Annotated in this window: 17 protein-coding genes and 1 riboswitch; of the genes, 7 read left to right on the forward strand and 10 right to left on the reverse strand. The window is 71.2% G+C overall.

The window, feature by feature from the left end:
* Nucleotides 1–108 precede the first annotated feature (108 nt).
* Nucleotides 109–516 (forward strand): nitroreductase family deazaflavin-dependent oxidoreductase, encoded by a 408-nt coding sequence (locus tag ACWD0F_RS23320; RefSeq protein ID WP_449878672.1) that lies wholly within the window; start codon nt 109–111, stop codon nt 514–516.
* Nucleotides 517–547: 31 nt separating this feature from the next.
* On the opposite strand, the gene glgA is transcribed toward ACWD0F_RS23320, so the two are convergent.
* Nucleotides 548–1,717: a glycogen synthase gene (gene glgA, locus ACWD0F_RS23325; RefSeq protein ID WP_449878674.1), complete on the reverse strand. Its 1,170-nt coding sequence runs from the start codon at nt 1,715–1,717 to the stop codon at nt 548–550.
* A gap of 158 nt (nt 1,718–1,875) precedes the next feature.
* On the opposite strand from glgA, the gene glgC reads away from it, so the two are divergent.
* On the forward strand, nt 1,876–3,111 hold the full coding sequence (gene glgC, locus ACWD0F_RS23330; protein WP_449878676.1) for a glucose-1-phosphate adenylyltransferase: 1,236 nt from the start codon (nt 1,876–1,878) through the stop codon (nt 3,109–3,111).
* 116 nt (nt 3,112–3,227) lie between these two features.
* Here the strand turns inward: glgC and ACWD0F_RS23335 are convergent, their stop codons facing one another.
* Together ACWD0F_RS23335 and ACWD0F_RS23340 are read right to left on the reverse strand one after the other, a co-directional pair.
* The gene (locus ACWD0F_RS23335; protein ID WP_449878678.1) at nt 3,228–3,794 is read right to left on the reverse strand and encodes a hypothetical protein; all 567 of its coding nucleotides are present in this window, start codon (nt 3,792–3,794) and stop codon (nt 3,228–3,230) included.
* A gap of 153 nt (nt 3,795–3,947) precedes the next feature.
* Nucleotides 3,948–5,222, reverse strand: coding sequence for a hypothetical protein (locus ACWD0F_RS23340; protein WP_449878679.1), 1,275 nt, complete (start codon nt 5,220–5,222; stop codon nt 3,948–3,950).
* Nucleotides 5,223–5,413: 191 nt separating this feature from the next.
* Between ACWD0F_RS23340 and ACWD0F_RS23345 the strand changes: the two genes are divergently transcribed.
* The gene (locus tag ACWD0F_RS23345) at nt 5,414–6,892 is read left to right on the forward strand and encodes an Nramp family divalent metal transporter (RefSeq protein WP_449878681.1); all 1,479 of its coding nucleotides are present in this window, start codon (nt 5,414–5,416) and stop codon (nt 6,890–6,892) included.
* On the opposite strand, the gene ACWD0F_RS23350 is transcribed toward ACWD0F_RS23345, so the two are convergent.
* From ACWD0F_RS23350 to ACWD0F_RS23360, 3 genes are all read right to left on the reverse strand, one after another.
* Nucleotides 6,889–8,991 carry an alpha/beta hydrolase-fold protein gene (locus ACWD0F_RS23350; RefSeq protein WP_449878682.1) on the reverse strand — a complete coding sequence of 701 codons (2,103 nt, stop codon included), beginning with the start codon at nt 8,989–8,991 and terminating at the stop codon, nt 6,889–6,891. The genes ACWD0F_RS23345 and ACWD0F_RS23350 overlap by 4 nt on opposite strands.
* Before the next feature lie 147 nt (nt 8,992–9,138).
* A complete protein-coding gene (locus tag ACWD0F_RS23355) occupies nt 9,139–10,092 on the reverse strand; it encodes a sporulation protein (RefSeq protein WP_449878684.1) in 954 nt (317 codons plus the stop codon).
* Nucleotides 10,093–10,163: 71 nt separating this feature from the next.
* Nucleotides 10,164–10,769, reverse strand: coding sequence for a TIGR03086 family metal-binding protein (locus ACWD0F_RS23360; protein ID WP_449878686.1), 606 nt, complete (start codon nt 10,767–10,769; stop codon nt 10,164–10,166).
* Between the two features lie 52 nt (nt 10,770–10,821).
* On the opposite strand from ACWD0F_RS23360, the gene ACWD0F_RS23365 reads away from it, so the two are divergent.
* Nucleotides 10,822–11,286 carry a MarR family winged helix-turn-helix transcriptional regulator gene (locus ACWD0F_RS23365; RefSeq protein WP_449878688.1) on the forward strand — a complete coding sequence of 155 codons (465 nt, stop codon included), beginning with the start codon at nt 10,822–10,824 and terminating at the stop codon, nt 11,284–11,286.
* Nucleotides 11,287–11,447: 161 nt separating this feature from the next.
* On the forward strand, nt 11,448–12,806 hold the full coding sequence (locus ACWD0F_RS23370) for a xylan 1,4-beta-xylosidase (RefSeq protein WP_449878690.1): 1,359 nt from the start codon (nt 11,448–11,450) through the stop codon (nt 12,804–12,806).
* Between the two features lie 22 nt (nt 12,807–12,828).
* Here the strand turns inward: ACWD0F_RS23370 and ACWD0F_RS23375 are convergent, their stop codons facing one another.
* Entirely contained in the window at nt 12,829–13,410 is a 582-nt protein-coding gene (locus ACWD0F_RS23375; RefSeq protein ID WP_449878692.1) for a TetR/AcrR family transcriptional regulator, read from the reverse strand.
* 103 nt (nt 13,411–13,513) lie between these two features.
* Between ACWD0F_RS23375 and ACWD0F_RS23380 the strand changes: the two genes are divergently transcribed.
* The gene (locus ACWD0F_RS23380; protein ID WP_449878694.1) at nt 13,514–14,137 is read left to right on the forward strand and encodes a TetR/AcrR family transcriptional regulator; all 624 of its coding nucleotides are present in this window, start codon (nt 13,514–13,516) and stop codon (nt 14,135–14,137) included.
* 293 nt (nt 14,138–14,430) lie between these two features.
* Here ACWD0F_RS23380 and ACWD0F_RS23385 read toward each other — a convergent pair whose 3' ends face one another.
* Both ACWD0F_RS23385 and ACWD0F_RS23390 read right to left on the reverse strand, forming a co-directional pair.
* The gene (locus tag ACWD0F_RS23385; protein WP_449878696.1) at nt 14,431–14,853 is read right to left on the reverse strand and encodes an RrF2 family transcriptional regulator; all 423 of its coding nucleotides are present in this window, start codon (nt 14,851–14,853) and stop codon (nt 14,431–14,433) included.
* Nucleotides 14,854–15,143: 290 nt separating this feature from the next.
* Nucleotides 15,144–16,082, reverse strand: a complete 939-nt coding sequence (locus ACWD0F_RS23390; protein WP_449878697.1) for a sulfite exporter TauE/SafE family protein — start codon at nt 16,080–16,082, stop codon at nt 15,144–15,146.
* Between the two features lie 150 nt (nt 16,083–16,232).
* Between ACWD0F_RS23390 and ACWD0F_RS23395 the strand changes: the two genes are divergently transcribed.
* Entirely contained in the window at nt 16,233–17,192 is a 960-nt protein-coding gene (locus tag ACWD0F_RS23395; RefSeq protein ID WP_449878698.1) for a sulfotransferase family protein, read from the forward strand.
* Nucleotides 17,193–17,277: 85 nt separating this feature from the next.
* Here ACWD0F_RS23395 and ACWD0F_RS23400 read toward each other — a convergent pair whose 3' ends face one another.
* Nucleotides 17,278–18,183: a hypothetical protein gene (locus ACWD0F_RS23400; RefSeq protein ID WP_449878700.1), complete on the reverse strand. Its 906-nt coding sequence runs from the start codon at nt 18,181–18,183 to the stop codon at nt 17,278–17,280.
* 267 nt (nt 18,184–18,450) lie between these two features.
* Nucleotides 18,451–18,572: riboswitch (SAM riboswitch) on the forward strand.
* The last annotated feature ends 18 nt before the right edge of the window (nt 18,573–18,590 follow it).

Below are 18,590 nucleotides of genomic sequence, written 5' to 3' on the forward strand. Positions count from 1 at the left end.
ACCCGGTGTAAGCGCTTACACAATCGCAGTGTGCCAGGCTCGTTAACTTCTCGTACAGACCCCGGCGAGTAACGGTGAGGTCACGCCCGGCGTGGGTAGCTGGCAGACATGCTCTACGGCAAGGAACACGTCCGGCGTTATCAGGAGACCGACGGGGCGGAGGGGCACGACTGGAACAACACCATCGTCCTTCTCCTGACCACGAAGGGCCGCAACTCCGGCGAACCGTATACGACACCGCTCATCTACCAGAAGCACGGCTCCGACCACGTGGTCGTGGCGTCCAAGGGCGGCGATCCCGACCACCCCGACTGGTACAAGAACCTCCTGGCCGGCCCTGAGGTCGAGGTGCAGGTGAAGGGCGACCGGTTCAAGGCCCGCGCCCGCACGGCCACCCCGGAGGAGCGGCCCGAGCTCTGGCGGCTGATGACCGCGACGTGGCCGGACTACGACGAGTACACGAAGAAGACCGACCGCGAGATCCCGATCGTCGTCCTCGAACGGGCGGGCCAGTAGCGCCAGGCAGGCTCCGCCGTAAAAGATCCGCTCAAAGAAGAGATTCGTAGAGGGACACCGTGCGGCGGGCGATGCGCTCCCAGGAGAAGTGCTCGATCGCGCGCGCCCGCCCCGCCTCGCCCAGCGCCCGCGCGCGGGCCGGATCGCCCAGCAGCGCGTTGACCCGCTCGGCCAGGTCGGCGGCGAACCGCTCCGGGTCGTGCGGCTCGCCGTCCGCGCCCTGCGCGATGGGCACCAGCAGCCCCGTCTCCCCGTCGGCCACCACCTCCGGGATGCCGCCCGTCGCCGTCGCCACCACGGCCGTCTCGCAGGCCATCGCCTCCAGGTTGACGATCCCCATCGGCTCGTAGACCGACGGGCACACGAACACCGTCGCGTGCGTCAGAAGCTGGATGACCTCGGGCTTGGGCAACATCTCCTGGATCCAGAACACGCCGTCCCGGTCCAGGCCGCGCACCAGCTCCGTCACCTCGGCCGCGATCTCCGGCGTGTCCGGCGCGCCCGCGCAGAGCACGAGCTGGGCCTCCGGGTCGAAGGCGCGCGCCGCGTGCAGCAGGTGGACCAGGCCCTTCTGGCGGGTGATGCGGCCCACGAAGACGATGTAGGGGCGGTTCGGGTCGACGCCGTGTCTGACCAGCACGTCGGTGTCGCGGTCGGGGGCGTACTCGGCGGTGTCGATGCCGTTGTGGATGACGCGGACCTTCTCGGCCGGGATCTCGGGGTAGGCCGCCAGGACGTCGCGCCGCATGCCCTCCGAGACCGCGATCACCGCGTCGGCGGCGGCCAGGGCGGTGCGCTCGGCCCACGACGAGACCGTGTAGCCGCCGCCGAGCTGCTCGGCCTTCCACGGCCGCAGCGGCTCCAGGCTGTGCGTGGTGACCACGTGGGGGATGCCGTGCAGCAGTTTGGCGACATGCCCGGCGAAGTTGGCGTACCAGGTGTGCGAGTGGACGACGTCCGCGCCGCCGCAGGCCGCGGCCATCTCCAGGTCCACGCCGAGCACCTGCAGGGCCGCGTTGGCGCCCTCCAGGCCACCGGGGACGCGGTAGGCCGACACCCCCGGCTCGACCCGGGCGGCCCCGAAGCAGCGCACCCGCACATCGGCGAGCTTGCGCAGCTCCCTGGCCAGGTATTCCATGTGCACGCCGGCCCCGCCGTACACCTCGGGCGGGTACTCCCGGCTGAGCAGATCAACACGCATGACACGACCTTATGGTCAACGTGAGCATAGGGAACACATCGACAAGCCCAAGCTCGGTAACGCCGGTTCGCGCATCCCCCGACAAATGAGGACACGAAGGAAGTTCACCGTGCCGGGTTTCGTCGATAGATCGGCCATTTGAGGGTAGCGTCCTGGGCATGAGGTCCCGGAGGGTGCTTGCGGTCGTGCTGGCTGGTGGAGAGGGCAAGAGGCTGATGCCGCTCACGGCGGATCGGGCGAAACCGGCGGTGCCGTTCGGTGGGATGTACCGGTTGGTCGACTTTGTGCTGTCCAATCTGGCGAACGGCGGGTTTCTGAAGATCGTCGTACTGACGCAGTACAAGAACCACAGTCTTGACCGGCACGTCTCACGGACCTGGCGGCTGTCGGCGATGCTCGGCAACTACGTGACCCCGGTGCCCGCGCAGCAGCGGCTCGGGCCGCGGTGGTTCTCGGGCTCGGCGGACGCGCTGTTCCAGAATCTGAACCTGATCTACGACGAGATGCCGGAGCACGTGATCGTGTTCGGCGCCGACCACATCTACCGGATGGATCCGCGGCAGATGGTCGAGCAGCACGAGGACTCGGGCGCGGACGTGACGGTGGCGGCGATCAGGCAGCCGCTGTCGCTGGCCGACCAGTTCGGCGTGATCGAGACCGATCCGGAGGGCCGGCGGATCGTGGCGTTCCGGGAGAAGCCGAAGGACGCGGTGGGTCTGGCCGACTCACCCGACGAGGTGTACGCCTCGATGGGCAACTACGTGTTCAAGACGCAGTCGATGATCGACGCGCTGCGCGAGGACGCGCTCGACCCGACCAGCAAGCACGACCTGGGCGGCAACATCATCCCCATGCTGGTCAAGTCGGGCGGCGCCGACGTCTACGACTTCGCCAACAACATCGTCCCCGGCTCCAGCGAGCGCGACCGCGGCTACTGGCGCGACGTGGGGACCCTGGACGCCTACTACGACGCCCACATGGACCTCATCTCGGCGCATCCCGTGTTCAACCTCTACAACGACAAGTGGCCGATCTTCACCGGGCACGACCCGCTGCCGCCGGCCAAGTTCGTGCACAACGACGGTGACCGGGTGGGGCGGGCGATCGACTCGCTGGTGTCGCCCGGCGTGATCGTCTCCGGCGGCACCGCGATCAGGTCGATCCTGTCGCCGAAGGTGGTGCTCCACTCGCATTCGCTGGTGGAGGACTCCGTGCTGATGGAGAACGTGAAGGTGGGCAGGGGCGCCATCGTCCGCAAGGCGATCATCGACAAGAACGTGGTGATCCCCGACGGCGCGCGGATCGGGTTCGACCTCGAATACGACCGCACCAGGTTCGCCCTCACCCGGGGCGGGGTCGTGGTCATCGGCAAGAACGAGATCGTCGACCGGTAACCGGGCGTGTTCGTGCTCCGCGTGCCGGGTCGATCGTCGGCCCGGAGGCCGGGTCAGGAAAGCAGGAGGTCCCGGGCCACAACACCAGCGCCCCGGGACCGAATCTGATCGAACTGCTAGAAGCGGCCGAGCCAGCCGTAACCGTCCCAGCCCCGGTCACCGTAGTTGTAGACGCGGTCGCCGTAACCGTCCCAGCCGCGGTCGCCGTAGCCGTGGTGACCGTGGTGGCCGTGGTGACCGTGGTGGCCGTAGCCGTTCCAGTTCCGGTAGCCCCAGTTCCGGTCACCGTAGTTGCGGTCGCCCCAGTTGCGGTCGCCCCAGTCCTGGTCGTCCCAGTCCTGGTCGTCCCAGCCGCTGCTGGCATAGCGCTGGTCGCCCCAGCCGTTGCCGCGCCAGCCGTAGTCGTGGTTGTCGTCGTGGTCCTTGCGGTTGTTGTCGTACGTGCGGTTGTCGTCGTATGCGCGGTTGTCGTCGTACTTGCGCTCCTCGATGTGGCCACCCTCGCAGGCGTCGGCGTCGCGGCGGGACGCGTACACGCCCCAGCGGTCGATGCGGAGCGAGTGCGTGGCGTCGGCTACGGTCGCCTCGCAGACGACCGAGTTGGCGCTGGCCGGAGTGGCCAGCCCGATCAGGGCAGCGGCGGTGACAATCGCACCACCGGCTGCTATGACGTTGAATTTCATGATCTCCCCTAGTGATCACGAAGTGACAAGGCTCTGACTACTCTACGTAGTCAGTCCAGTAACGTGCAGTAACGCCACGCACGACGCGTCTCGTCGTTTTGCCGGATCTGTCACATGCGATCGGGTCCCCTCGCACCCGGCCGGCCTGCGGTTTCACCCGCTGCGCCAGAGGACCGCCCGGGTGAGGCCGCCCCGGCCGGGGACCGAGCCGGACGCGTACACCTCCGGCGAGCCGGGACGCCGGGACAGGCCCGTGATCGTGCCGGCCACGCCGGTGGCGGTCCAGCGGCCGTCCGCGTGGTGCAGCAGCCGCGAGCCGGTCGAGTCGAGCACCCACAGGCCGCCCCGGCCATCGGGCTCCGCCTGCGTGAACGTGCTCCCGAGCGGCCCCCATCGGCACCGCCAGCCGTCTCCGTCCCAGTGCAGCGCCACCGGCCGCGAACGCTCCAGCGGCTCCCCCTGCGCGTCGGACTCCCCCGGCACCAGCCACGACACGCCGCCCACCGCCCACACGTCCCGCGCCCCGAGGACCACCACGTCGTCGAGCCGCGTCCGGGGCGTGAGGCTCCCGCGCGGCGCGCCGAGCCGTGGCACCCCGACGGCCTGCCAGGCCGAGCCGTTCCACCGGGCGGCCGGTTCCGGCCCCGGCCCGACCGTCCACACGTTCGCGTCCTCGCCGCCCACGGCGCTCGCCCCGGCCGGCAGCCGGTACGCCTGCCAGGACGGCCCGTGCCACCGCATCGCGTTCCGGCCGGAGACCACCCACGGGCCACGCGCGGCCGTGCCGTAGAGCCCGATGGAGGAGCCGGCGGGCTCGGCGAGCCGGCGCGAGACCCACGAGCCGGCGCTGAACGTGCTCACCACCCCAGGCCGCCCCGCCGCCCGCCCGTACACCCACGCCAGCTCCCCCGACACCGCCCCCAGCGTGGTGACCTGCACACCGGGCAGCGGGAACGCCGCCCAGCGCCGCCCGTCCCACCGCTGCACCCCGCCGGACGCCGTCTCCACCGTGCTGCCGGTCCTGCGCTGGACCGATCGGGTGGCCCACACCGCTCCGTCGCCCGCGACCGCCAGGCCGTCCAGCGCGCCGTGCCCCTCCTCGCGCCAGACCACCCGCCAGCCGGACCGGCGCTCAGCGACCGGCGCGGCCCGCAGATCGCCGGCGGACGGGGCCGGCTGGGCGCAGCTCGCCGGGCGGGCGGGGAGCGCGGCCGGCGGGGCGCCGGCCGGCGGCGCCGGAGTGAGCACGCCACCCGGAACCCCCGCGTCCGGCGTGCCGCTGATCGAAGGCGGCGGGTCAGGGGTCGCGGTGGCGGGGATGGACCCCGACGTGCCGGTCGCACCGGCGCCGCGCCCGGACGGGGTGAGGCAGGCGGTCAGAGTCAGCAGCCCGGTCAGAGCGAGCGCCGGTGCGGTCCTCCGGCCCATGAGCCCACCTCCCTCAGCGAGTCCCCGTACGCGCAGAACAGGGCTCCCGCGCTGACGGCGCCGCTCAGGTCTGCGATGGACCTGTTCCCGGGGAAGCCGCCCGCGAACGGCCGCGCGCCCGCGTTCCGGACCTCTTTGGGTCTTGTAGCCCTCGTGCCAAGGGATCACCCTGACGGCGAGGAGGCACTGAGATGTCGCACCCACTCGGAGTCAGCCGTCCGGATCTCGAAGTCACCGACCTGCCCACACCCGAAGAGGTCTTCAAGGTCTCCAGGATCGGGCCCAAGGAACTGTTCAAGTACGCCGTCGGGCCGAGCCTGATCGCGCTCGGCATCTCGATCGGCAGCGGTGAGTGGCTGCTCGGGCCGCTCAACGTGGGCCAGTACGGCTTCATCGGCGTCGGCTGGGTCATCGTCGTGTCGGCCGTGCTGCAGACCTTCTACAACGTCGAGTGCAGCCGCTACGTCCTCGCGACCGGCGAGGCGCCGGTGGTCGGGTGGGGACGCGTGCCGCCCGGCTGGCCGCTCTGGGTGCCGCTGTCGGTGCTCATCGTCATCTTCGCGTTCGTCGCCGGCGGCTGGGCCGCCTCGGCGGGACAGGGCGTGTACGCGCTGGTCCACGGCGTTCCGCCGGCCGCCGCGGACCTGGAGCCGCGCTTCTGGGCCATCGGGCTGCTGGTGCTGGTCTTTCTCATCACGGCCGGCGCCCGCCGCATCAGCCGCGCCCTGGAGCTGGCGAACTGGGTGATGGTCGGCACCATCCTCATCGCCCTGCTGGCCGTGGACCTGCTCGTGGTGCCGTTCAGCATGTGGTGGGAGGGCATCCGCGGCTTCCTCACACCGGCCGCCCCGCCGGCCGGGATCACCGCCACGCAGCTCGGCGCGCTGGCCGGGTTCACCGCGCTGGCCTCGGGCCTCAACTGGTACGTCATGGGCCACTACCGTGACAAGGGCTACGGCATGGGCTACCGGGTCGGCTACCTGTCCGGCCTGCGCGGCGAGCGGAGCGAGGTCCTGGCCAGCGGCGTCACCTTCCCCGACGACGAGCGCAACCGGAGCCTGTGGCGCCGGTGGTACCGGCTGCTGATGGTCGACATGTGGGGCGTCTTCTTCGTCGGCGCCATCCTCGGCATGTTGCTGCCCACGCTCCTCATGTCGCAGGCGGTCGCGCTGTCGGGCGAGAAGCCCACGCGGGCGAACGTCCCGACGTTCGTGGCCGCCGCGCTCGGCGACGAGTACGGGCGGGCGGTCTTCTACGTCGCGCTGGTGATCGGGGTGCTGATCCTGTTCTCCACCCAGCTCGGCATCTTCGAGGCGATGGTCCGGGTGACGACGGACGCGGCCAACGCCACGAGCCCGCGCCTGCGCGCGCTGATCTCGGGCGACCCGCGGCGCTTCTACTACCCGTTCATGATCGTGCTGCTGATCCTCATCTCGATCATCATCTTCCAGACGCTGCCGGTGGGGCTGGTGGAGTGGTCGGCGAACATGTCCAACCTGGGCGCGCTGATCTATCCGTTCCTGCTGATGTACCTCAACAGCAAGCTCCCGCGCCCCGCCCGGCCGCGTCCCTGGCACTACGTCATCCTGGTGCTGAACTTCCTGTTCTTCGGCTTCTTCTTCGTCAACTTCATCGCCGACTTCCTCGGTGATCCGCTGGTGACGTTCTAACGCGCGGCCGGGTCGACGGTGGTGAGGAAGACGTCACCGTTGCCCGGCGCGTCACCGCCCGCCGGGGCGCCGTACGTCAGGCCCGTGATCGCCACCTGCCCCGAGGGGGTCGCGGCGGCGTACACGTTGGGCTCGGCGAACGGGTCGACGGCGTCGTCCCTGGCGGTGCCGAGCTGGGCGGCCGTCTGCTGGGCGCCCTTGGCGTCCAGGCGGAGCGTCAGCACGTCGGCGCCGCCCGCCTGGACCCCGGCCCGGCCCCGCGTGTAGCCGACGACCTCGACCTCGCCGCCCGCCAGCGCGGTCACGGCGGCGCCCTCGTCGGCGGCCGTCGTGGCGAAGGTGTGCTGCCAGCGCCGCTTGCCCTGCGCGGTGTAGGCGAGCGTGAGGGTGTCCCCGGCGACGCGGCCCGTGGCGACGGCCAGGCCCGTGCTGGTGAGCGTCACCGCGTTCAGCCGGTCGTCGCCCGTGCCGCCCGCCGTGGTGGCCCACTTCCTGGTGCCGTCCGCGCCGTACGCCGCCACCCAGCCGTCCAGGCCGCCGAGTGCGGTCGTGCCCGGGAGGGCGGCGGTGGCGCTGCCGGCGAGGTAGACGTTCGTGGCGTCGGCGGCGACGCCGTACGCCTTGTCCTCGCCGGGGCCGCCGTACTGGCGGATCCAGGACAGGGCCCCGTCCGGGGTGAGCCGGGCGACCAGAGCGTCCTTGTCGCCCTGGTTGGGGCCGTCGAGCGCGCCCTTGGTGTAGCCCGTCACGTACGCGCCGCCGTCGGGGGCCGCGGTCAGGCCGTAGAGGCGGTCGGCCGCGTCGGCGGCGCCGAACTGGGTGATCCAGCGCACGGTCCCGCTCGCGTCGAGCCTGGCCACGAACGCGTCGTCCGCGCTGTTGCCCGGGTGCCGGCCGTCCAGGTCGCCCTTGGTGTACCCGGCCGCGAGCACCCCGCCGTCCGGCAGGGCCGCGACGCCGTACAGGCGCTCGTCGGCGGCCGTGCCGAACTGCGTGGTCCAGGCGCCGGTCCGGGTGAGCACGGCGTCGAGCCGGCCCGCGTGCGGCCGGCCGTTCACCGGGCTGCCGGCCGCGTACCCGATGGTCAGCGAGCCGTCGGCGTGCGCCGCGACGCCGCCGGCCCAGTCGGCGGCGACGGTGCCGTACAGCGGGGCGGGCAGGCCGATCGGCGGCGTGACGCTCAGCCCGGGGCCCAGCTCGGCCATGGCCTGCTCGAAGGCGGGCGTCCAGACCGTCCAGTCGTGGCCGCCGTCCAGCACGCGCAGGTTCGCGGAGATCGCCGGCGAGCGCCGGGCCGCGTTGTAGAGGGCGGCCGACTCGAAGTCGAGGTCGTGGCGGGCGTCGGCGGGGTCGGGGTTGGCGTACTCGTCGTCGCCGACCGCCACGAACAGCCGCACCGGCAGGTCGGGGTCCAGCGCGGGAAGCAGCGCCGGGTAGTTCAGCTCGCGGTACACCTCGTCGGAGAACTTCTCCTCCCCCTTCCCGAACGCGCCGTAGTCGCGGGCGGAGGAGTCGGCGGGCGGCAGCGGCGTGTAGACGGCGGGGCTGAGGACGGCGGCGGCGCTGAAGAGGTCCTGGTGCGCCAGCGCGAACCGCAGCGCGCCCGCGCCGCCCATCGAGTAGCCGCCGACCAGCCGGGCCTGCCGGATGGGCGCCGTGCGGTACGTCGCGTCCACGTGCGCGACCAGGTCCCGGGTCAGCGCCGTCTCCACCGGCCGGCCCTCGGTGTGGCCCGAGTCCACGTACCAGTTGCCGCGCTCGTTCCAGGGCGCGTCCGGCATGACGGCGATCACCGGCGGGATGCGCTTGGTGCGGATCATGTCGTCCAGCACGGTCTTGACCCGCGTCCAGGCCTGCATGGTGTCGCCCCGGCCGTGCAGGAGGTACAGGACCGGGAGGCGGGCGGTGCCGCGGGCGTAGCCGTTCGGCAGGTAGAGGGTGTAGGCGATGCTCTCGCCGAGCGCCTCGGACGGCGCGGAGGCCGTGGTGAGCGTGCCGCCGACCCGCACGTCCGTCTGGGCCGGCCCGGAGACGGTGAGGAGGGAGAGTGACGCCAGGACGGCGAGCGCGCCGGCGGCGATCCAGCGGGGTACGGGCATCGACCGCTCCTGTAAACGTTTACCGTACGCGTGTTGCGTGTTTCGGCTGAGTTTCCTGGTGAAGGAGTGGTCATGTCAACCAGGGCCACGGGTGGCGCGCCCCGTGGCCGGAGGAGGACCGGGCTCGTCAGTTACGGGCCCGGCGGGTCACTCCTCGTCGCCGCCGTCCTCCTCGAAGAACTCCTCCGCGACCTCCTCGATGACCTCGCCGGCCACGAGACCGCCCACGACGCCCACGGCTCCGGCGGCGGCCACCGTCCCCCAGCCGGGACGCTCCTCGTGGTGGGCGTAGTGCTCCTGATGGCCGTGGTAGTGCGGGCCGCCGGAGTGCCCGTACTGTGCCAGGCCCTCCAGCCAGCGGCCGAGCTCGCCCGCCCAGTCGGTGCGCAGGGCGTCGTCGTGGCCGACGTGGAAGCGGCCGATGGCGTCGCCTGAGGAGTGCCGGCCGGAGCGCTTGTCGGCCTCCAGGACCACCTCAAGACCGGCCGGATCGGCCACGAAGGTCACCTCGACCTCGCCCACCAGCCCGGCGTACCGCTGCGGCGGGTAGAACTCGATCTCCTGGTAGAACGGCAGCTCCTGCCGCACGCCGTGCAGCCGCCCCGCCTCCAGGTCGGCCGACTTGAAGCCGAACCCGAGCCGCAGGAGCGCCTCCAGGATGGCCACCTGCGACGGCAGCGGCTCGACCGCGATCATGTCGAGGTCGCCCTTGTCCACGGCCTTGGCGATGGCCAGCTCGGTGCGCACGCCCACCGCCATCCCCCTCAGCGGCTGCCCGCCGATCTCGCTGATCGGCGTCTCCCACGGCACCGGCAGCCGGAAGGCGATGACGCGCTCCGCACCCTTGCCGAGCGTGAACGGGCCGGAGACCTGCTGCCGGGAGAACTCGCCGAGCCCTGCGGACTCGCCGTCACCGTGCTCGATCTCCACCCTGGCCACCAGGCCGAGGGTGATGTGCTCGATCTCGGCGTCGAAGTCGCCGCCCTTGAGTCGCACCTCCCCTTCGAGTGTGCCGCCCGGCTTGGTCCGCGGCATGGACAGCACGGTGTCCACCGAGGGCGCGCCGACGCCGAACGCACCCAGCATCCGTTTGAAGACCACTGCTCTGTTCTCCTGTCGAAGATCGATGATGTGCCGCTGGCCACAACGATCCGTGCTGAGGCGGAGTTCCGTCAGAGAGTTTTCCTGGGGTTGGTCCAGTCCGGCGAGCGGCCGAGGATCGCGACGATCTCGTCCAGTCGTGATCCGCCCCGCCAGGCGAGCGCCGGCGCGAAGGCCGCGCCGGGCGCGACCCGCGCCGCGCCATCGGGTACGGCCCGCGCCACGACCAGGGCGGCCTCCAGCAGCTCCGGCTCGAAATCGACCTCGATTCCCAGCGTCTTGGCCAGATCCCAGGAGTGCACCACGTAGTCGATGAAGTGGAAGCCGATCGCCCGCGCCCCGGGGAACGGGCTGCCGGAGGTGAACTCGGGCAGCGGGAAGCTGCGATCCAGGACGCCGTCGGCGGAGAACGCCTCCAGGACGTGCTCGGCCGCGGCCCGGTAGGTCGCCGCCGGGTCCTCGCCGAGGGAACGCTGCTTCCACAGGGCCGGATCGCCGTCGCCGCTGGACGCCGCGGCGAAGCCATGATGCTGGGTGGTCATATGGGCGAGCAGGCCGTGCAGCGTCCATGCCGCGCACGGCGTCGGGAGCGTCAGATCTTCGACGCTGATGCGAGCCGCCAGGTCGACGCTGGTTTGCACGGCCTGCCGGTCGAAAGCCACAATATTAGTAGTCACCCGCCTATAATCTACAGATGCTTATTATCTGTCAACGAGTATCTTTGGCAGCGTGACCGACCGCCGCGACCTTGCCGCGATGCTGCAGCCCTTCGTGCAGTCACTCATCGCGGCGGAGCATCCCGTGCTGGCCGCGCACGGCATCTCCATGTGGGGCTACTCCGTGCTCTGCGCCCTGGGCGGCAGCTCGGTGCGCACCCAGGGCGCCCTCGCGGACGCGATCGGCGCCGACAAGACCCGCATCATCGGCACGCTGGACCAGCTCCAGGAGGCCGGGCTCATCTCCCGGGAACCGGACCCCGGTGACCGCCGCGCGAAGATCCTCGCCATCACCGATGACGGCAGGCGCGTCCAACGCTCCTGCCAGACCGCCATCCAGGCCAACGAGAACCGCCTGCTCGAACGCCTCGCCCCGGCCGACCGCGCGGGCTTCCTGCGCGCCGTGCGCACGCTGTCCGAGCTGCCGCCCGGGGAGATCGCGCCGGCCGCCCAGACTCCGCGAGATCATCCCGAGTGAGCCCAGAACCCTTACTTTCGGACATACGCCCTAACAAGAGCCTTTGTCACCGCCTGAACGATAACGATTAGCTGTGAACCCTGCTCCCGATCTGCCCCTTGTGCGCCACTCATGGAACGCTACAGGCGGCATGATGGCGGGGCGGAGCAGGTGAGGATCGGGTGGCATCGAACACCACGAGATCGACATGGCGGCGATTGACCGGCGCGGGCGCCATGATCGTGGCCCTCGCGGGCTGCGCTCTCACCGGCTCGGCCGAGCCGGGCCCGCCGGACCCCGGCCCGACCTCGGCGGCGCCGACGGCGGCGGCCACGACCAAGGCCGCCTCGGGCGTGGAGCCCGGTTGGCCCCGATGGGGGTTCACGCACACGGGCGTCAGCGCCAACAACATCAGCCCCCGCTTCGAGGAGGACGTCTCCGGGTCGCTCTCCAGAACGCCGATGCTGCAGAACCAGCACATCATGGGCTTCGGCGCGCTCAACCCCGAGCCCTATCCCGGTGAGTATCACTGGGAGGACCTCGACAGCCGGCTCAACCTCATCAAGGAGTCCGGCGGCACCGCGGTCGTCACGCTCTGCTGCGCCCCCGACTGGATGAAGGGCGGCCCCCAGGGCCCCACGGAGGACTCGGCCTGGAAGGAGCACCTGGAGGACGCGCCCTACCCCAAGCACTTCGACGACTTCGCCAAGCTCTCGGCGGCCGTCGCCAAGCGCTACCCCGACGTCAAGTACTTCATGGTGTGGAACGAGTTCAAGGGCTTCTGGAAGAACCACGCCGAGCCCGCGGACTTCAAGGGCTACACCCAGCTCTACAACAAGGTGTACGACGCGGTGAAGGCGGTCCGGCCCGACGCCAAGGTGGGCGGGCCCTACATCGGCTTCGACAGCAACAAGTCCGGCGACACGGAGCTGAGCGGCGACTGGGGCGTGGTCAACCAGAACGTGCTGGACGCCTTCAACTACTGGTTCGAGAACAAGAAGGGCGCCGACTTCATCGTGGTCGACGGCGCCTCGCCCACCGACGCCCACGAGTTGCTGCCGGACGAGTTCGGCGCGCTCGCCAAGTTCGGCGCGGTCACCAAGTGGCTGCGCGACAAGGTCGGCGACCTGCCGGTGTGGTGGTCGGAGTGGTATTTCGTGCCCGAGGACGGCAGCACCACGTGGCCGGAGCCCAAGCGGCTCGCCGTCCAGGCCGCCTCCATGATCGAGCTGGCCCGCGGCGGCGCCGCCACGGCTCTGTACTGGAACCCGCAGGCCAAGCAGGCCCCCTGCGTGGGCTGCCTGTGGAACGCCCGCTCCGGGGCGCAGACGCCGACCGGGAAGATGCTGAGCGACTTCACCAAGTGGTTCCCCGCCGAGGCGCGGCTGGATCCGGTCACCTCCTCCGACCCCAAGGTGTGGGTGCTGGCACAGCCGGAGCAGATGGTGCTGGTCAACACCACCGGCGGCCAGGTCACCACGTCGGTGGACGGCAAGGACTTCACCCTCAAGGCGTACGAGGTGAAGTGGAGCGGCCGCTAGGCCTTCCGGGGCAGCAGGGCCGCTAGGCCTTCCGGGGGAGCAGGGCCAGGGCCGCCTGTTTGGCCAGGCGGGCGGCGTCGAGGTCGCCGTGGTGGTCGGCGAGCACGGTGGCGCCCTCGACGAGCGCCAGGAACTGCTTGCCCAGCGCGACCGGGTCGTCGGCGGCGGCCCGCCGCGCGATGCCGGTCAGCAGGTCGAGGTGGCGGTCCAGGTGGCGGGCGACGACCGTGCGCGGGGCGCCGTCATGCCGCTGGACGGCCGCGTTGACGATCGCGCAGCCCCGGAAGCCGGGCTCGGCGTGCCAGCTCCCGAGGGCGTCGAAGACGGCGGCGAGCTGCGCGGCCGGGTCCTCCCCCGCGTCGTCGGCCGCCGCGCGCAGCCAGCGCACGACGTGGTCGCTGCGGGCCTCCAGCACGGCCCGAACGAGCCCGTCCTTGGAGCCGAAGTGGCGGTAGAGGGTCTCCTTGGAGGCGCCGACGGCCGCGCAGAGCTCGGCCACGCCGATGCCGTCGAGGCCGCGCTGGTAGAGCAGGCGCGTGGCGGCGGCCAGGATGGTGGCGCGGGTGTGGGCGGGGTCGAGGGTCGCCCCCTTGGGTACGGGCATGGCCAGATCGTACCGGCCGGTTCGGTCCGGCGGGACCTAGTTTTACCCGTACTTGTCGATCACCTGCGGGGTCCGTCCGCACCCCCGTCCTAGGGTCACGTCCATGGACTCTCCAGAAGACGGCGAGCGGGAGCTGATCCTGCGGGCGGCGACCAGGATGTTCGCCGCGCTCGGTTTCGACGGAACCTCCATCGAGCAGATCGGCGAGGCGGCCGGGGTGAGCGCCCCGGCCCTGACCAGCCATTTCCCCACCAAGCGAGAGCTCTACCTGACGGTCATGGAGCAGGCGTCGAGAACCCTGAGCGCCGCCGTCGAGGAGACGGCCGCGGAGTTGCGCAACGCCCCGGCCGACGCGAGGGGGCCGGCGCTGCACCGGTTCGTCGACGCCTTCATCGACGTGTGCGTGGAGCATCCCGAGATCCCGCAGTTGTGGGGGCATCGCTGGTTGTCCGACGCCAGCGACATCGCCGATCTGGAGGCTCGCGCCGTCCAGCAGCTCATCCAGCTCGCCGTCGACAGCATCGCCGTGGTCTCCAAGCCGGCCGACGCCGACGCGCTGTTCAGCACGTACGCGATGATCTGGTGTGTGCACGGGTTCGCGCTGAGCGGGGTCCTCGACGGGACGGGGCAGCGGCGCGGGATCGAGGACGAGCGGGCGTCGCAGCGCTTTCGTACCCATATGCACCAGATGCTGGGCCGCGTGTTCGATCTGCCCGACGCGCCATAGGGGCGCTGCATCCGACCTGCCCGCTGCCTGGCCAGCGCCGGCCACCTGCCGCCCGGCTCGGTCCTGACCCTCTACACCGACGGCCTCATCGAGGAGCCCGGCCTCGACCTGGGCGACGCCATCGCGGGACTCGCGGCCCGCTTCACCCCGTCGGACGGCCGGCCACCGGCCGCGCCGTGGCCGGACCCGAGCAGATCACCGTGGGGGGTGTCCGGAGCGGCCGGCGAGTCTGGGGGGTGTCCGGATCGGCCGGCGATCGTGGAGGGTTGCCGGGAAACGGCCGGCGTTCCGGCTCAGGCTGAACGGCCGCCTTCGGCTCCGGCGGTGACGTCCTGGGAGTCGGAGCCGTCCACGATGTGCGCGAGTGAGATCTCGCTCAGCAGGGCGTGCTCATGGCTGCGCAGCTCGGCCCAGACGTCGGCGAGCGGCGCGGCGGCGGCCGGGAAGTGCTCGGCGATCTGCTCGACGCCCTCGGTCACGTGGATCACGTCGGCGAGGCTGATCTCCTTGGCCGGACGGGCCAGCCAGTAGCCGCCGTCGGGACCGCGCTGGCTGCGGACCAGCCCGGCCCGGCGGAGCTGGAGCAGGATGTTGTCGCAGAAGCGGCGGGGGATGTCCTGGGTGAGGGCGACCCACTCGGCGTGGACGGGCCCTTCGGCGGTCGCGAGTGCGACCATGGCGCACAACGCGTACTGGGTCCGGGCCGAGATGCGCATCAGGCATCCCGCCGGCGCTGAGGCGGAAATACGACGGCCCCGGCGGGGAGTGCCAGGGCGGAAACCGTCGAGGGCCGGTCGCGACGATGTCGTGACCGGCGCGGGGGCGGGCAAGAACTCGACGTCAATGATCCTCCTCGTGGTCCGGGGACGGCCGGATCGGCTCCGGCTGGGGAACCCGCCTGGCCGGGCCCGGCCGTGGAACGGCGTGCCGGGCCCGGCCAGGCGTGGCCGGGAAAGGGTCCCAGGTGCGGGGCTCGTACGAGATCGCCGAGCTCCGAGGGCGGGACTCAGGCCGAGGCGGTCTCCTCCTCGGCCGACTTGCGGCGGAGCTCGTCCTCGACCGCTTCGACGGACTCGTTGGCCTTGTCACGCCGGTATTCGCGCACCGAGTAGGCGATGGCGCCGATCCAGACGATGGCGATGGCGATGTAGGCGATGGCCTGGACGTTGCCGGCGGCGTCGATCCAGTCACTGCGGAGCAGGGTGCGTACGTTGGTCAGCACGATGACGCCGCCCACGGCGGAGCCGAGGATGCGCGGCGGGATGTGACGGACCAGCCATGCGGCGATCGGGGCGGCGATGACGCCACCGAGTAGCAGCACGGCGACCCAGGAGAAGTTGATGTTCTCGGAGCCGATGCCGACGAAGAAGCCGATGCTGGCGGCGATGGCGACGAGGAACTCGCTGGCGTCGATGGAGCCGATCACCTTGCGCGGCGCCATCCGGCCGCTGGCCAGGATGGCCGGCGTGCCGACCGGGCCCCAGCCGCCCCCGCCGGTGGCGTCGACGAAGCCGGCGATCACACCGAGCGGCGCGAGGAAACGCTTGCGCAGCGGCTTGCCCAGGTTGCCACGCGGCAGCCCGAACGCGGTGAACCGGATGAGGATGTAGACGCCGAGGCTCAGGAGAATGATCGACATGACCGGAGCGGCGATCTCGGTGGACAGGCTCGACAGGAACGTCGCGCCCGCGAAGGCACCGACGGCGCCAGGGACGCCGATCTTGAGGACGACTTTCCAGTCGATGTTGCCGAAGCGCCAGTGTGAGATGCCCGAGGCGAGTGTGGTGCCGATTTCCGCCAGGTGCACGGTGGCCGACGCAGCGGCGGCGTTGGTGCCGATGGCCAGCAGCAGTGTGGTCGACGTGACGCCATAGGCCATGCCCAGGCTGCCGTCCACGAGCTGCGCGGCGAAGCCGACCAGCCCGAGCAGGATGAGTGCCCGCACGGCGCCTCCTTTCCCGATTAATCCTACTGTACAAGTAGGAATAATCATTAGGGAGAACCAGGGGCAAGTCAAGACCCCTCCCGGATCGTCTCTATCATGTATAACTGGTAGGTAATTAGTCGTTCACTGCCGCGACGGAGGAGGACGACCGTGCCCCTGCCGGACTTCCTGATCGTGGGTGTGCCCAAGGCGGGCACCACCGCCCTGCACGCCGCCCTTCAGCTCCACCCCGCCCTGTTCCTGTCCCAGGTCAAGGAGCCCAAGTTCTTCCTCACCGACGGCCCGCCGCCGACCACGGGCGGGCCCGGCGACGCCCAGACCTACCGCGAGCACGTCTGGCGGCGCGCGGACTACGAGGCGCTGTTCGCCGGGGCGCCGCCGGGAGCGCTCAAGGGCGAGGCCACCCCGTTCTATCTGTACGACGCGGACGCGCAGCGGCGCATCCGGGACACCGTTCCGCACGCCAGGCTCATCGTGATCCTGCGCGACCCCATCGAGCGGGCCCACTCCAACTGGACGCACCTGTGGTCGGCGGGCCTGGAGCCGATCGACGACGTCGTACGCGCGTGCGCCGAGGAGGAGCGGCGGATCGCCGGCGGCTGGGCGCACTTCTGGCACTACGCGGGGCTCGGACGCTACGGCGAGCAACTGGCCCGGCTCTTCACGCTGTTCCCCCGCGAGCAGGTGCTGATCTTCCGTTACCGGGACCTGGTCGACCGGCCGGCGGAGACCCTCGACCGGATCTGCGCGTTCCTCGGCGTGCGTCAGGGCCTGCTCACCGAGCTGGCCAAGCAGAACGTCACGGCGCACCCCGACCCGGATCCCCTGCACCGGCTGCTGGCCTCGTTCCGGCGGCGGGTGCCCGCGTTCCTCGCCTGGCCGGTCCAGCGGCTGCTTCAGCGCAGCGGCGAGTCGCGCCGGCCGTTGACGTGGGAGCAGCGGCGAGAGCTCCTGCCCTACTTCGCCGACGACATCCTGCGCCTTCAGGAGGTCACCGGCGAGGACTTCAGCGACTGGCTGGGGCCGCGGACCCGCTCGGGCGGCATGGTCGGGGCCCGCCCGCCCGGCCAGCACCAGGCCAGGAACGGCCGCCCGCCCACACCCCGCTGAGCACGAACCGGGCGCCCGGCCGTCAGCGCAGCCCAGTGCGCGAGCCATGCGCCCGGCCGCCGGCGCGGCCCGGTGCGCCGGGCCGTCAGCGTAGTTCCGTGCGCAGCTCGTGGGCGCCGTCCGCGCGGGTGTACTCGTAGTACAGGCGGGTGGCGCCGCCGGGCAGGTCGATCACGTCCAGGTAGCGCAGCCCGCCGCCCCGGTACGGCGAGATCGCGGCGGCCGTGTCGCCCACGGGCGTGAGCACCGCCGGATCCGTGCCCTCGGCGATCCCGGTGCGCTCCTCGTAGTTCTCCGCGGCACTCGCGCGCCCGTCGTAGAACGCCACCACCCGCTCGCCCCGGAACCGCACCGCGCTGACCCGCACCCCCCGCGAGTCCCACAGGCCGGGCCGGCCGCTCAGGGCGGTGCCGTGCCAGGTCCACTCCAGCCCGTCGGCGCTGGTGGCGTAGTCGGTCACCATCTGGTCGGCCTCCTCCGGGTCGGCCAGCGGATGGCAGGAGGCCCACAGATGCCACATCCCGCCCCGCCGTACGATCACCGGGTCCTTCACCCCGGTCTTCTGATCGCCGGGCAGCACGGTCCTGCGCGAGCCCGGGTCGAAGGCGGCCGGGTCGTCGGCCTCCAGCACGTCGACGCGCCAGTGCTTGGTGCCGGGCGTCGCGCAGCTCAGGTAGAGCCGCCACCGGCCCTCGGGGGTGCGCAGCAGCGCCGGCCGCTCCAGCGACTCGGTGGCCATCTGCTCGCGGGCGATGGTCAGCACCGTCTCGAAACGTTCGCCGTCGGCCGAGCGGGCGACCACGATCGCGTATCCCCGGCCCTGGCCCACCGGCCGGCGCAGCCGGTAGGCCAGCCAGATCCGGCCGTCGGCGGCGACCGCGCTGGGGGCGCCCGCCCAGTGGCCCTCTCCCCCGGCCGGCGGGCCGATCGCGACGACCGCCAGGTCCGGCGCCGGGAGCAGGGAGTCGAGAAGGTCCTCATCGGTCGGCATGGGCCCGAGACTAGGCCACGGTGCGGAGCTCGGCATGGCGTTCACCTTCCCCTTTGCGTCCGGCGGGTCAATCTATGCATTACCTATTAACTTTACGGCAAATCCGGCGCCGCCGCTTGGCTGCCATACCTCGCAGCGAGCCGGGTAGGGAGCGAGGGTGCCGAAGTGGCACTCGGACCCCACAGGCCACAAATTGTTATAAATAGGACGCAGGGCACTAAACTAGATCAGACGATTGCAGATAAACCCGACTGGTACAGTCGGCTTTGTCACGAGTTCAGTGCGAAGCCCCGGCTTGCTGGACGGCAACCCTCCCAACCGCGGCGGGGTGCCCCGGGTGATGACATGGTCGTCGAGCCGAATGGTGCTTCCGGCGGCAAGCGCGGTCCCCCAGCCGTGCCCTGCCC

The organism is Nonomuraea sp. NPDC002799, assembly GCF_053592075.1.